The following is a 14,484-nucleotide window of genomic DNA, read 5'->3' on the forward strand; positions in this document are numbered from 1 at the left end:
TAGAGCTATAATATTCAGAATCAATTTACATCAAGGAGGATAAAGAAGTGAAAACAAAAAAATGGTTATTACTATTAGCTTTTGGACTGGTACTAAGTGTACTTGCTGCATGTTCTGGCGATGAGTCCAAGAAATCTTCTGGTACAAAAACGGATGAGAAGGCAGAGGGAAAAGTACTTAACTTTTTAAACCCAGAATCCATTCCGTCCATGGATCCATCTTTAGCTACAGATGAGTCATCCTTTGTCAATTTGGCTGCAACGATGGAGGGTCTATACCGTTTAGATGAAAAAACGCAATCATCTCCTGGGGTTGCTTCCAGTCATAAAGTAAGTGAAGATGGATTGACTTGGACCTTTACATTACGTGAGGATGCAAAATGGTCAAATGGAGACCCGGTAACGGCTCATGACTTTGTCTATGCATGGCAGCGTGCCGTTGATCCTGCAACAGGTTCAGAATATGGACCATACATGATGAGTGGTGTAATCAAAAATGCTTCAGCGATAAGCAAAGGAGAACTTGCCGTGGACCAGCTGGGAGTAAAAGCTGACGGTGATTTTACACTTGTTGTTGAATTAGAAAACGCAACACCATACTTTGAAACATTAACAACATTCGGAACATTCTTCCCATTAAATAAAAAGTTTGTGGAGGAAAAGGGCGATAGTTTTGCAACTAATTCAGAAAACCTATTATCGAATGGACCATACACGATTTCCAATTGGTCAAGCACAAGCGATTCATGGGAACTAGTAAAAAATGAAGATTATTGGGATGCCAAAACAGTGAAAATGGATAAACTGACTTTCAAAGTCGTAAAAGATCCACAAACTGCTTTAGATTTATATGAAGAAGGAACTGTAGATCGAATGGATCTAACATCAGATTTAGTTGACCAATATTCTACAAGTGATGATTATGTGGTGTCAGCAGAAACATTTTCCTATTTCCTAAAATTTAATCAAACCACATCGGATGCATTAGCTAATAAGAATATTCGTGCTGCCATCAGCAGAGCATTTGACAAAGATGCTTTAGTAGGCGAGATTTTAAACAACGGATCCATCGCATCAAATGGACTTATTCCAACTGACTTTACCCCAATGCCTGAAACAGGTGAGGATTTCCGTAAAGTAAGTGGAGATCTCGTCCAGTATGACCTTAAAGCAGCAAAAGAATTCTGGGCAAAAGGATTGGAAGAGTTAGGTACCAATTCCGTTGAGCTCGAGTTTTTAGCAGATGATGACAAAACTACGAAAAATTTAGTTGAATATGTGGCAAACCAGCTTTCAACGAATTTAGAAGGATTAAAGGTTACGATTAAACAAGTTCCAAAAGAGCAGCGTTTAGATTTAGATTCAAATATGGATTATCAAATGCAGCTTTCCCGTTGGGGCCCAGACTTCCTTGATCCATTTACATTCATGAACTTATGGACCACGGATAGCGGAAACAACTGGACTGGATATTCTAATCCGGAATATGACAAGCTAGTAAGTGACACAGCTTCAACTTTTGCAACAGATGCTAAGGCACGTTATGAAAACTTCTTAAAGGCTGAAAAAGTGCTATTTGAGGATGCGGCAATTGCCCCAGTCTACCAATCTTCTAGAGCACAATTAGTTTCTCCAAAAGTGAAGGGTGTGTTCGTGAACCCATTTGGAGCAACCTATGAATATAAATGGGCAGATGTAGGTAACGAGTAAGAGTTTTTTGTCAAAAGGAATGAGAGGGGGAAAATGCCAATTGGTATTTCCCCCTCTCTTTTTATTTTCGCTTTTCGTAAACTCCGTTGCTCTCCTTTGTGTAAATCTCCCCCCTTGTATAGGTTTTTCGGTTCAATTATTAAGAATCTCTTGAGTTTTTGTTAAACAATTGTATTGTATGAAAAAGTATTCCTTTTCTGTGTTATAACTGGATTGACGATAGTTGATTACGATGGCTTCATGCAAATGTATGCCATAAAAGATGACATTTGAAAGGTGCTGTTTTATTTGTTACATTCCACCGTTCAGTTAAATGATTTTCGTATAAATACTTTACCCTACATGATGAATGATCCGTTTACCCGAATGAAAAAAGTAAAAAATATTATCTTTTTAATCGGTGATGGGATGGGTTTTTCCTACACCACAGGCCTTCGTTATTTTAATCATAACTCCCGAAAGGGGCTCATGAACCCCACCATATTTGATCAATACTTTGTTGGCACACAGTCAACCTATTCATTAGACGCAAAAAGTAATATAACAGACTCTGCTGCGGCAGGGACTGCTTTAGCGACAGGCTATAAAACCTATAATGGTGCTCTTGGATTGAATAGTGAAAAACAGGAGGTTCCAACTATTTTAGAATATGCAAAATTTCGCGGCAAATCTACGGGCCTCGTAGGAACGAGTCAAATCAATCACGCTACACTTGCGGCGTTCGCTGCACATCATGAATCCAGGGAGAACTATAATGAAATTGCGGATGATTATTTCGATGAACGTATTGATGGCAAGCACAAAATCGATGTGCTGCTAGGGGGAGGAACTTCCTATTTTTCTCGAGATGACCGAAATTTAGTAGAAGAGTTCAAAAAAAATGGATTTGGTTATACCACAAATTCCATTGAGCTTTTTGCTGATCGAAACGAGAAAATATTGGGTCTTTTTGCTCCAAAAGAACTTCCTAAACACATCGATCGCTATTTGACAACCGTACCCTCCCTATCACAAATGACTAGCGCTGCACTTCAACGCTTGAAGCAAAATCCAAATGGCTTTTTTCTGATGGTGGAAGGAAGTCAAATTGATTGGGCGGGTCATGACAATGATATCGTGGGAGCCATGAGTGAAGTCAAAGACTTTGAAGCAGCTTTTCATGCGGCCATTCAATTTGCCTTAAATCGAGAGGATACCCTTGTGATTTCAACAGCCGACCACTCCACGGGTGGAATGAGTATCGATCGAAATGATAATTATAAATGGAATCCAAGTGTGATTAGATCGATAAAATCAACACCAGCCAAGATTGCAGCCGATCTGCATAAAACAAAAGAAATATCATCAATAGCACGCCATATGCAACTATCCCTTCATGAAGAGGACTTGAAAGTCATCCAATCTACGCTAGAACTAGAAATCGAAGACACACGACAAACTCTTATCAACATCATCAATCACTATTCCAGTACCGGCTGGACGACCAAAGGTCATACCGGTGAGGATGTTCCCATTTATGCGTATGGTGTTAACAGACATATGTTTAGTGGAAGAATGGAGAATAGTGATATTGGTAGGATTCTTTTTGAGATGATTGATTAAGAGAATTACAATTGAGCCATTGCTAGTTCTTCTGCTTGCACCCGGTCGTTTAAATAAGTAAAAATAAAAATTACCAAGAACAATAAGAACACTGCTATTAACAGTGTTCTCATTGTTTTTTTGTTCGTCATCCACCTATATTAGTTTTCTGAACTATTTGAGAGGTAATCAGCCAGTTGAACGAAGGTTCCTGAAAAGCCCTCCTGAACCATTTCTTGCGACTCCTCGTAAGTTTTCATTTCCTCCTCAGTTGGGGATACAGGTGTCCCAATATATGTAAGAATTGTTTTACCTTCATGCTCGGTGAATGTAAAAGTATTGAGAGTTTCCAAAGGCCAGTTGTCATTAAAAGGAGCACGTACGATGTTACCTTTTTCATCAGAAAAGAAAGAGGTATAAACGAGTTTCTCAGGAGCATTTACTTCATGATAAACAAATTTGACCCACATTTCATGACCGTCAGGAGATGTCTGGCTATAATGGAAGACACCATCCTGTCGAAGCTCAAACTTAGAAATATCAAAAGCCCATCCTTTTGGGCCCCACCAGTTCTGCAGATGTTCCGATTCGGTAAATGCCTTAAATACAAGTTCACGAGGAGCGTTGAAACGATGGGTGATTTCGGTTTTTGTTAACATTTTATTCCTCCAATTATTTTTCATCAAAACTTTATGAATGATATTACCATTGTTATTTGCATGTAAACCTTTCTAACGAATCGATAAAAAATGGCTGTATCCGTGGCGATTTGAATCATCACAGCCACAGATACACGCCACTAATTTAGTCTGGTGCCTCTTTTAAATGCTTGTTTGCTCAGCATATTTTTTGAAATTATCTAGAATAGCCTGCCAGCCTTGTTGTTGTAACTCAATGGGATTTTCCGTTTCGGCATCAAACGATTCAATGACTTCGGTTACGTTATCTTGACCTTTAAAAGTGATGGTAACTTGTCTTCCATCACCCAGTGTATATGCAATAGCCTCATGTAATTTCACTTCATCATAAGTTCCACCAAAATCGAAACCAAAACTGCCATCTTTGGCTTCCATTCTTGAATGGAATTTCCCACCAACTCTTAAATCATTTTCAGCAATCGGTGTGTGCCAGTCTTCTGAAGCTGAATTCCATTTTTTTATGTGAGTTGGCTCTGTCCAATACTCCCATACCTTTGCTACTGGTGCTTGAACGGTTGTTGCTACTGTTACTTTTTTAGATGTTTCCATTCCATTTTCCGCCTCTCTTAATACAAATATTTTAAAGCAATCTGTCCACAAAAGGTGTCTGGCTATATTGTAGATGATGGAGAAAAGTTACGCTACTTTTACATTGTTTCCTTTTAAAATGGTAGGTAATCCAATTTAATCTAGAATTTTTAGCAGAATTCTATTCGATTACTTCCTTATTACCTTTAGCCTTCTTCACCGTGTAAAATAAATATAGTCCAATTAATACATACGCGATTACCATGCTAGTAATTAACTGTGTTACTACATTAAAAGAAGTAAAAGATAATAAAAATGTGGGCAGGTGAAGTGCTAGTAATGTTACAGGCAAAATAGCAGTCTTGGCCCAAACAGAAAATAGGATAATAAAACAAAGAAGAAACAATCCAATGACCCAACTGCCTATAATTCCAAAATCAATCATGGGCGTTTTATAAATAGAATCAACGAATAGTACTCCTCCGATAATAAGCATACTAAGGAAAATTGGCAATAATAAAATGAAAAACTCCATTATTCTCGATACTTGATTTCTAGCTACATAGCGATAAGCAAACATTACTCCTCCAAAGAACAGGATACTATAAACAAGCGTTCCGATAATTTTGAATATACTATAGCTTAATGTACCTTGTATAAGGTCTCCAAAAATAGTAAATGACATGGAACCAATAATAATGAGTGGAACATATTTCGCCCAAGATCGATAGTCGGTCTTCATTTCACTCGAAATACTCATCATATATTCCTTTGGGGAGGCCCCTATAATTTGATCAATCGATTTACCATTTTGTTCAGCTTCATGTAGATGACCCTCAAGTTCTTCCGTAATTTCTTTAATCTCTTGGTCGTTTTTCCCGCTTGAAAACAAATATACCCTTAAGTCATCAATAAACTTCTCACTCTTTACAGATAGTTGTTTTTCTTTCACATTCTCCACCTCGCCTCTTAATTTTCTTGCTTAATAACCGCATTCACACATTTTTCAAGTTGAACCCATCTACTTAAAAAATCACTTAATGCTTGCTGTCCCTCGTTCGTTAATAAGTAGTACTTTCTCTTGGGGCCTGCTGTAGAATTTCTAAGAACAGAAGTGACAAGTCCTTCACGCTGCATTCTCATTAATAATGGATAAATGGTACCTTCACTGATCGTATCAAAACCATACCTGCTTAAGCTCTCAGCCATCTCATAGCCATAACATTCCTTCTTCGCAATGATTGCTAAGAGGCAGCCATCTATTATTCCCTTCATCATTTGTGTTTGTGACATTCACTCACCACTCTCAATATCTTGTATTGCAAGGTATACATCAAGTATAAATTGGTATACCTTGTAATGCAAGGGTATTAGAAAAATATTCCACCACAAAACAAAAGACCGCCGCAGCGATCTCTAACTTTTACCAGTACATTCAAGAATAAACGCCATATCATAACCAATCTTTCAGATAAGCAACTAATCCTAAAACTGCTCCAATTGCAGTACCAAAAACAAAGGAATAACGTAACTGGACTTCTTCTTTTCCTTGCTCTGTATCTTATTATTATCACTCACTAAATTTCACCTCGTTAATTCAATACGAATATATTGGGTGAAGGTTTCAAATTCCTGCTAGTCATATAAGCTAGGTATTTCCATTTTACCCAAATCACTGGTCTTCATAGTTTCGGGCAGGTGGGGAGGTTCTACTTTACCCAAATCACGGTTCTCCCATAGTTTCGGGCAAGTGGGGAGGTTCTACTTTACCCAAATCATCGTTCTCCCATTGTTTCGGGAAGTGGGGCGCAAATCAACAGTCAAGTTTAACATCGCATTTTTATAGAGCCTCTCACCCCCATCGGTGACAGGCACCCACAAAAAAAATGTAGAGCCGAAGACCCTACTTTGCTTTTGACATCAAACATTAACCTCGCAAACCACTCTAGATGTAACGGATAAGGTACTGAAATATAACGCAGTTACCCACTTTAATTGTTCAAATGTCAGGGTTTTGTTTGTAAAGTTCCCTGTGATACATCCTGCCGTAAACTGGTGGCAGTTTCTTGTAAACAAGTTATACCCTCTTGGGTTATCCCTTTTATCCAATGCTCTTTTAGCTATTTTAGGATCAGCCAAGATCCCTTTTTTATTACATAGAGCATAGACAGTAAACCCCGTTCGCACTAGACTTTCACCTGTACTGACAAATTGTTCAAAGCTTACCTCTCTTACAACACCATCCCCAGTTAATTCAACAATCTTATTATCCCCCACATAAATTCCTGAGTGTTCTGCTGAGCCTAATAAAAGATCACACCATACAATGGCCCCCTCAGACAATAAAGGCCTTTCATTCATGATATCCCTGAGGTGATAGCTTAGCCTTTTTACTCTCCCATAAAACAAGACCTTCACCTTCTTGCTCATTTCGGAACATTAAATTCCGGTAAAATTTTAAAAAAATTATAGTATTATATATTTCTGCATCGTTGAAATAATTCCCTTTATTTAGGTTTAAAAGCCATCAGAACTGTCCCCAGGGATTAAAAATAGCTAACGGAGAGGAAAATCATTTTCCCTTTCCGTTAGCTTGCCGCTTTGTTATCTACCCTTATAATTTGGTTTTTCTCTATCTAAAAAAGCACGTAATCCTTCGACGCGATCCTCCGTGGCGAAATTAACCAGCCATGCCTCGGCTTCTAATGTTAAAGCCTTCTCCAGAGCAAGATCAACTCCGTGATTGATTGCCTTTTTTGCTTGCATAACCGCAATGGGGCTATTTTTTAAAATCCGTTCTGCTAAAGCCAAACTTTCTTCCATTAACTGATCTTTTGGTACAACCTTATTTACGATACCTAATTGTTTAGCCTCACTGGCAGGAATTCTATCACCTGTAAACACTAACTGTTTGGCAATGCCTACCCCAACAAGCCGGGCCAACCGCTGCGTACCACCCCAGCCAGGGTAAACACCAACGGTTACTTCTGGTAATCCCAACTGGACATGCTCTGCTGCAATACGGAGATCACAAGCTAATGCGATTTCCAACCCGCCGCCTAATGTAAATCCATTTAAGGCCGCGATGACAATTTTGCGGCTGTTTTCCAATCTGTTTAAGAAGGCTTGGCCTGCATATACAAACTTTTCACCTTCCATAAGTGTCATTTCTTTCATCATGGCGATATCCCCGCCTGCAACAAACGCTTTATCTCCCATACCCGTTAAGATTATGGCTCTTATTTCTTGGTCCTCTTCAATCACTTTTACAATATATTCCAATTCAGAAAACAATTGTTGATTGATAGCATTTAAAACTTCCGGTCGATTCAGTTTAATAATGGCGATATTATTCTTTTTTTCATAAATGATATATTCTAGTGATTTCTCCATTTTCTCTCCCCCAATGCAAGGATTTTTATCCTATAGCCTGTAATTCATGCTTTAATATTTTTCCAGAGTGGTTTCGTGGAATTTCATTAATAAATTCATAATACTTTGGTATTTTAAAACCTGTTAACTTGTCTCTGCACCACTTGGTTGTCTGTTCACCATCAATGGCAGAAGAATCAGGGGCTAATACGACAAAAGCTTTTATTGCTTCACCCCAGGTTTGATCCGGAATTCCAATGACGGCGACATCTGCAATTTGTGGGTGCTCCCTTAAAACCGCTTCCACTTCATTTGGATAAACGTTTTCTCCACCTGTCTTGATTAAGTACCTTTTACGGTCGACCATCTCCAACGTTCCATCTGCAGATCTTCGGAAAACGTCACCAGTATGAATCCATCCTCCATCCAACAGATCTTTTGTTTCCGTCTCTTTATTCCAATAACCTTGAATCATAGAAGGGCCACGAAGTAAAAGCTCACCAATTTCCTCATCGGGATTGTTGCTAATGTTATCGATTTTCCCATCAAAGTTTGGCAGCAAATACCCATATGATTTAAAGTTTTCCATATCTTCCTTATAGTGAATCGCGGTTACAATACTGCTGGCTTCAGTGGAACCATAAATACCAAAATAGGTACAACAAAGCTTGTTATTGATGTCCGTTACAATTTTAGAAGAAACAACGCCAGCCATTGACAACAGATTCTTAAGTGACTCAACCTTTTTCACATCATAAAAATCTGAGTATAGGAATCTACTTAATAGAGGCTCAAGGATAAACATGGTAGAAACCTTTTCTCTTTCAATCAGTTGATATGCTTCTTCTGCATCGAATTTTGCAGATGGGAAAACTACTTTTCCACCATAATGGATATGTGTTAGGAAGGCACCAAACCCCGCAACATGGAACAGTGGAAGTAACGCAATATAGCTGTCTTCCGGTCCATTTTTAATAAACGCATTAATATTATTATCATTCCACAGCCAATTTTGATGAGTGGCTATACATCCTTTCGGAAATCCAGTGGTTCCGCTCGTATACTTAATAGTAAAAATATCCGAAGTCATCACTTTACATTCAGGTTCACTTGAAGGGAAATTCCTGCTCTCCTCCAAGATGGTTTTATCAAGATAGAGTGGGATCATACAGTTATTAGCACTGGTTTGTGCATTCGGATACATCATTTCAGTAGTGATCAGTAATTTAGGAGAGCAATCTTTTAATATGTAATCGATCTCACTGTTGTTTAATCGAATGTTAATGGGAACAAAAATGGCACCAATTTTCGCAATAGCAAAAATAAATAGACCGTAAGAAATTTTATTTTCCGATAGAATTGCCACACGGTCCCCATGTTGAATTCCCTTCGCTTCCAACCAGTTGACAATCCGATTTACCTCTTGATTTGCTTCTTGATAGGTATAGCGATTATTCTCAGAAACAAAAACATCATTTTGAGGATATTGGACTGCATTTTTTCTCATTAAACTACCTAAAGTAAATTGATTCATCCTTTCAGCACTCCTTGTAATAGATGTAATAGTTTTGTGTTTAGACTCCGCGTATCTACAAAGTAGATATACATAAAGAGAGACTTATTCCTTCTTTCGTCAGAATCATCAAATTATATAATATTCAAAAATTTCATACAAAACTATTATACATACCTATTTCTGGACATGCAATATGCCGTGTTTCTTAAAAATGGATACTAAACTATTTTATAGAAATAAAGACACGAAGTTGGTGGGAAAGAAAAATCTATTACTATATAATAAATATCAATCCGAAGGCATGCCCATTTGGTCTTGCCCTTAAAAGGACTTCTCAAGTAATAATTAGAGAGGAAGTTTTTGATGTTCGCAGAAATTATTACCACACTTTTCGATGTGATTGTACCGCTCTCTTTACCTGTCATAGCAGGAGTCTTATTAAGTAGGTTTGGGAAGTTGGAAATCAAGCCGCTTTTAAACTTTGTCTTATATTACATCACTCCGTTCTTGATTTTTGATACATTAATGGAGGCGCGCCTGTCGCGTGAGGACGTCTATTTGACTGTTGCTTATTCCCTATTAAATCTTATTTTGCTTGCGGCTGCAGCCAATCTTTTAGGAAAATTATTTAAACTGCCAGCTAATGATATAGCTGGGTTAACCTTGATTTCTTCCTTCACAAATTCGGTTAACTATGGAATCCCACTCACCTTGCTTGCTTTCGGTCAGCTGGGGCTTGAAAAGGCGGCCATTTACATAGTGATGCAGATGGTCATGATGCATACGTTAGGAATCTTCTTTGCGGCACGCTCTCATTTTACAATAAAAGGTGCCATGAAATCGGTGTTTGCCCTGCCGGCTATTTATGCGGTATTGCTAGCCATTGTATTACGCACATTTGATTTAGCCCTGCCAGGCGGTCTCTCCACCGGAGTTTCCATGATTGCAGACTCCTACCCGCCCATTGTTCTCGCAATTTTAGGAGCACAAATGGCCAATGTGAAAACAGAAAGTATCACCAGGAATACACGAATCACCTTTTGGACAGGCATGAGTATGAGATTATTGATCGCACCACTCATTGCTATATTGTGTTTAAATCTATTAGATATTGAAGGCATCATGTTCTCCACTCTACTCGTATTATCATGTATGCCCGTCGCGATCAACGCCGGTATTCTAGCAGAAAAATTCGATGCATCGCCAAAGGTGTTAACCAAAACGATTCTCTGGACAACCCTATTGTCCTTTGTCGTATTACCGGTATTGATTGTCTTGGTTAAGTAGAATCAGAGAGATATCTTTGATTCCTACTTTTGATTCATACAGCACAGAAAAACAAATTAAACATCGACAAGCATCGACAAAGTTTTAATTTATCTTTTGGTAAAATATAGTAGGAAAAGTTTTCAAATAGATTGTCGGAGGTAGTGGGAGGGAACATAATGGGCATCACCGTTGAACAAACCGTTGTAGAAGATCTTCATTCACAGAAATGGTATAAAAGCTGGAAGATTATCACGTTAAGTCTCATTGCACTTATTCTTGCCGCCGTCAGCTATTATCAAGCCACTCACTTTAATGCTAATAGTAAGATTAATAGCATAGAAGTCAGCGGCATGACGGCAGACCAAGCTCTAAAAAAGTTACAAACATCCGTTTTAACAAATGAAATCTACATAGGTGAACAACAAATAGTAGATGGAAAAGATACGAAGATGGGATTCACAACGGATGATCTATCCAGAGTCAAAAAACTTTTAAGAGACCAGTGGTCATTCTTTCCCTCTTTTAAAGAAAAAGATTATACCTTAATGCCTGACCAGCAGGACCCATATCGCAGCCAAACACTTAAAAACGAACTGGAACAAAAGCTCACCTCAATGAATCAAAGCTTAACAGCTCCTGTTCATGCACATGCGTCCATGGTAGAAGGAGAAATCGTTGTCTCGAAAAGTGTGGACGGGACACAATATGATGTCGCAAGTCTAATGGAGGAATACGAAAAGCATGGATATACGAGTGAAATTCATCTAAATCCTATCTACATGCTTGCACTCAAAGAAGACAGCGAGAGTGTTAAAAATGAAAAGCAAAAGCTGCAAGATCTTCTTCGGCTTTCCGTTGATTATAAAGTTCAGGATAAGGTTTATACCTTATCTGGCAGCGAACTCATCAAAAACGCAACAATTTCTGAGGATTTGCAGGTTTCGTTTGACCCGAGCACGATTAAAAGTAAAATTACCGAAATTAATGCTGCCCAGTCCACATTGGGTAAGGATTTCAGCTTTAAGACCCATTCAGGCTCCATTATTTCTGTTAAGGGGCAAGGCTATGGCTGGGCACTAGATGTGGAAAAGGAAACAGCCCAGATTCAAGCAGCATTTGAAAAAGGAGAGACATCGATTAACGCTTCCAATATCAATGGAAATGGCTGGAGCGGTGAGGGCTATGGCTATGAAACCACGACAAACAACGGCATTGGGGATACCTATGCGGAAGTTTCTATTGCGGAACAGCGTATTTGGCTCTACAAAGCTGGACAATTAGTCCTGACAACGAATGTGGTTACCGGTAAACACAGCACAGGTGAGGATACATCACCAGGAGTATGGTATATCCTGTTTAAACGAACACCATACACACTCAAGGGCAGCGCCGTCGGCAAATCAGATTATTCAGTTCCAGTAAGTTATTGGGCACCATTCACAAACAGCGGCCAAGGTTTCCACGATGCCGGCTGGCGGACAAACTGGAGCAGCACTGCCTATTTAACGGGAGGCTCCGGTGGATGTATCAACGTATCTCCTAGTGTCATGAAAAGTGTCTATGATAATCTTAGTGTTTATCAGCCAGTTGTAGTGTATTAGGAATTTAAATATCAGGAGAACGGCTTAATCCAAGATGGGTTAAGCCGTTCTTTTTTTAAAAAATAATTGGAAGAGAGCCTACCCATCTATTGAATTTTCTTATTAGGCACGTAAATCCCGCGTATTTCGGCACTTAGGAAAACTACTGCACCCTAGAAACGCCCCTCTTTTCCCTGTCTTCAAGACCATTGGGCTCCCACATTTACCACATGCCTCATTAGAACCGCTAGAATCAGAATCTATCATTTTCAATGGAACGGGCTTTGCACTTCCTGGATTTAATAGCAGAATATAATCAATTAACTCATCCCTATTCACCAACATCACTTGGCCTTTAGCGGCTAATTCTCTTGCTGCTTTGGTAAAATAGCTATTCGAAACGACCCATGCTTCCTCGGCCTTATAATACGATTTTGCCCCCAATACCTCTTGAACTGCTTTTATCCCTACATCCTTTGCATACCGCTTCGCTTGCACCACAATCTTTCTTCCGTCCTTCTTAAGCAATAGATCAGCCCCATAATCCCCGCTAGCACTCGTTACTTCTGCAGCATATCCTCTCGATTGATAAAGTTCCTTAAGATAATGCTCAAACTGAATACCATCCATCTTATCGATATCCTCAATCCCAGAATTCCTTAACCGCTCCTTTTCTCTATTACTCTTTAAAACTGCAAGAACAATGATTAATACCATGATCACTCCTACCACCATTAGTGTTAGATAAAGTTGTCCTGTAAAGTAATAGGAAATTCCGGCCACCACTAAAAGAATCGACTTTATACCATCTTCCAATTGTCTTTGTTGCTTCTTTGTTTTTCTCTTGCTCAATTAAATTCCCCCATTAAGAGCAGCATTATTTCTCACTCTCATTCTACCATTTTCAACCAATCCCCAACCTTACTCCGAATATTATCGTAGATTTCTTTAGTAAATCTTAAGGGATTCTCAAGACAGCCGCCATATTAGAAATTTATTCACGGCAACTGGATTCATTTTTTAAATGACCTTTTTCTATTACTATTGGATGGTGCCCCAGGTTTATACAGTTTTCCAGTTACACAGTATCTATTGAACTTGGGTATTTTTACTTTGATGGACAATTATGAAGGATTTCACTATAGTTGTTTTAAAAAAGGATTAGGAGAAAACAGTATGTATTTAATGGATTATCATCATCACACCAATCATTCCTTTGACTCCATCGCTAGTATGGTGGATATATGTAAAAAGGCGGTAGAAAACAAGATACAAGAAATTTGCTTTACCGAGCATTTCTCTGTTAATCCCCTTGCGCCAACCTATGGGCACATGATTTTTGAAAAATATTTGAATGAGATTCGATATTGTCAAAAACAATTCCACACCCGATTAACTATAAAGGCTGGCATTGAACTTTGTGAGCCTCATCTATTAAAAGATCAATACGACGAAACACTCAAACCCCTAGACTTAGATTTCATCTTGGGTTCCGTCCATAATCTCAACAACCAAAAACTTCGTCTGGCCCTCAATGAGGATCAACCAACTGCCTATAAACGGTATTTTAATGAACTATTGTCTATGGTATCTGCAGCGGATATAGATATCATCGCTCATTTCGATTTAATGAAGCGATATGCACATAAAGAAATAGGACTGTACACCTTCGATGAACATTATGAAATGATCAAGCAAATATTGAAAAAGGCGATTGATAGAAATATAGGGATTGAAATCAATACCTCTGGTCTCAGAACTAGTTTAAAACAGACACTGCCATCCATTGAAATTATAACGCTGTATAAAGAATTAGGCGGAGAAATCTTAACCATTGGTTCTGACTCCCACACAGTAGACGATGTTGGGGCAAATATGACCGATGCCTATAAGCTAGCCAAGGAATGCGGATTCAATTATGTATTTACCTTTGAAAAAAGAAAGCCCATTCCAGTAAAAATTGCGAATATCTACTAGCTAGTTGTACCAAAGAAGATATATTAACGCAAAAACTCGCAGCTCCTTGGCAAGTTTTCTTTATAAGGCGTATGAGGACCAAATCCCTTCAGAAAACCGGAGAACGTGGTCTTCATCAAGGCTGGAGTGACCGAAGAACATGTAGAAAAGACGTTTGGGTAAATGCAGGGAGCCTGGAGTGACCGAAGAGCATGTAGAAAAGGCTTTTGGGGCAATGCAGGGGGCCTGGAGTGACCGAAGAGCATGTAGAAAAG

The 14,484-nt window shown here is 38.8% G+C and carries 13 protein-coding genes; 5 read left to right on the forward strand and 8 right to left on the reverse strand.

What is annotated here, in order from left to right:
* Positions 1–47: 47 nt before the first annotated feature.
* Positions 48–1,709, forward strand: coding sequence for a peptide ABC transporter substrate-binding protein (locus tag J2Y03_RS22205; protein ID WP_310198426.1), 1,662 nt, complete (start codon positions 48–50; stop codon positions 1,707–1,709).
* Positions 1,710–2,075: 366 nt separating this feature from the next.
* On the forward strand, positions 2,076–3,311 hold the full coding sequence (locus tag J2Y03_RS22210; RefSeq protein WP_310198429.1) for an alkaline phosphatase: 1,236 nt from the start codon (positions 2,076–2,078) through the stop codon (positions 3,309–3,311).
* Positions 3,312–3,451: 140 nt separating this feature from the next.
* On the opposite strand, the gene J2Y03_RS22215 is transcribed toward J2Y03_RS22210, so the two are convergent.
* The 7 genes from J2Y03_RS22215 to J2Y03_RS22245 form a co-directional block, all read right to left on the reverse strand.
* On the reverse strand, positions 3,452–3,949 hold the full coding sequence (locus J2Y03_RS22215; RefSeq protein ID WP_310198432.1) for an SRPBCC family protein: 498 nt from the start codon (positions 3,947–3,949) through the stop codon (positions 3,452–3,454).
* Positions 3,950–4,111: 162 nt separating this feature from the next.
* Positions 4,112–4,537, reverse strand: a complete 426-nt coding sequence (locus tag J2Y03_RS22220) for an SRPBCC family protein (RefSeq protein WP_310198434.1) — start codon at positions 4,535–4,537, stop codon at positions 4,112–4,114.
* Between the two features lie 160 nt (positions 4,538–4,697).
* Entirely contained in the window at positions 4,698–5,468 is a 771-nt protein-coding gene (locus J2Y03_RS22225) for a DUF1129 family protein (RefSeq protein WP_310198437.1), read from the reverse strand.
* A 17-nt stretch (positions 5,469–5,485) separates the two neighbouring features.
* A complete protein-coding gene (locus J2Y03_RS22230) occupies positions 5,486–5,809 on the reverse strand; it encodes a PadR family transcriptional regulator (RefSeq protein ID WP_310198441.1) in 324 nt (107 codons plus the stop codon).
* A gap of 627 nt (positions 5,810–6,436) precedes the next feature.
* The gene (locus J2Y03_RS22235) at positions 6,437–6,877 is read right to left on the reverse strand and encodes a lecithin retinol acyltransferase family protein (RefSeq protein WP_310198443.1); all 441 of its coding nucleotides are present in this window, start codon (positions 6,875–6,877) and stop codon (positions 6,437–6,439) included.
* A 243-nt stretch (positions 6,878–7,120) separates the two neighbouring features.
* Positions 7,121–7,909 carry an enoyl-CoA hydratase/isomerase family protein gene (locus J2Y03_RS22240; RefSeq protein ID WP_310198446.1) on the reverse strand — a complete coding sequence of 263 codons (789 nt, stop codon included), beginning with the start codon at positions 7,907–7,909 and terminating at the stop codon, positions 7,121–7,123.
* Between the two features lie 25 nt (positions 7,910–7,934).
* Positions 7,935–9,422 (reverse strand): class I adenylate-forming enzyme family protein, encoded by a 1,488-nt coding sequence (locus tag J2Y03_RS22245; RefSeq protein ID WP_310198449.1) that lies wholly within the window; start codon positions 9,420–9,422, stop codon positions 7,935–7,937.
* A gap of 345 nt (positions 9,423–9,767) precedes the next feature.
* On the opposite strand from J2Y03_RS22245, the gene J2Y03_RS22250 reads away from it, so the two are divergent.
* Together J2Y03_RS22250 and J2Y03_RS22255 are read left to right on the forward strand one after the other, a co-directional pair.
* The gene (locus tag J2Y03_RS22250; protein WP_310198677.1) at positions 9,768–10,691 is read left to right on the forward strand and encodes an AEC family transporter; all 924 of its coding nucleotides are present in this window, start codon (positions 9,768–9,770) and stop codon (positions 10,689–10,691) included.
* A 143-nt stretch (positions 10,692–10,834) separates the two neighbouring features.
* Positions 10,835–12,274, forward strand: a complete 1,440-nt coding sequence (locus tag J2Y03_RS22255) for a L,D-transpeptidase family protein (protein ID WP_396954247.1) — start codon at positions 10,835–10,837, stop codon at positions 12,272–12,274.
* 102 nt (positions 12,275–12,376) lie between these two features.
* Here the strand turns inward: J2Y03_RS22255 and J2Y03_RS22260 are convergent, their stop codons facing one another.
* Positions 12,377–13,105, reverse strand: coding sequence for a restriction endonuclease (locus J2Y03_RS22260; protein WP_310198453.1), 729 nt, complete (start codon positions 13,103–13,105; stop codon positions 12,377–12,379).
* 324 nt (positions 13,106–13,429) lie between these two features.
* On the opposite strand from J2Y03_RS22260, the gene J2Y03_RS22265 reads away from it, so the two are divergent.
* Positions 13,430–14,230, forward strand: a complete 801-nt coding sequence (locus J2Y03_RS22265) for a histidinol-phosphatase HisJ family protein (protein WP_310198456.1) — start codon at positions 13,430–13,432, stop codon at positions 14,228–14,230.
* Positions 14,231–14,484 lie beyond the last annotated feature (254 nt).

The organism is Neobacillus niacini, from assembly GCF_031457145.1.
Lineage (GTDB): Bacteria > Bacillota > Bacilli > Bacillales > Cytobacillaceae > Neobacillus > Neobacillus niacini_J.

Bases quoted from the DNA above. Each gene is read 5' to 3' on its own strand.
- J2Y03_RS22250 (WP_310198677.1), top strand. From the start codon at position 9,768: ATGTTCGCAGAAATTATTACCACACTTTTCGATGTGATTGTACCGCTC.
- J2Y03_RS22230 (WP_310198441.1), bottom strand. From the start codon at position 5,809: ATGTCACAAACACAAATGATGAAGGGAATAATAGATGGCTGCCTCTTA.
- J2Y03_RS22245 (WP_310198449.1), bottom strand. From the start codon at position 9,422: ATGAATCAATTTACTTTAGGTAGTTTAATGAGAAAAAATGCAGTCCAA.
- J2Y03_RS22215 (WP_310198432.1), bottom strand. From the start codon at position 3,949: ATGTTAACAAAAACCGAAATCACCCATCGTTTCAACGCTCCTCGTGAA.
- J2Y03_RS22220 (WP_310198434.1), bottom strand. From the start codon at position 4,537: ATGGAAACATCTAAAAAAGTAACAGTAGCAACAACCGTTCAAGCACCA.
- J2Y03_RS22235 (WP_310198443.1), bottom strand. From the start codon at position 6,877: ATGAATGAAAGGCCTTTATTGTCTGAGGGGGCCATTGTATGGTGTGAT.
- J2Y03_RS22265 (WP_310198456.1), top strand. From the start codon at position 13,430: ATGTATTTAATGGATTATCATCATCACACCAATCATTCCTTTGACTCC.
- J2Y03_RS22240 (WP_310198446.1), bottom strand. From the start codon at position 7,909: ATGGAGAAATCACTAGAATATATCATTTATGAAAAAAAGAATAATATC.
- J2Y03_RS22210 (WP_310198429.1), top strand. From the start codon at position 2,076: ATGAAAAAAGTAAAAAATATTATCTTTTTAATCGGTGATGGGATGGGT.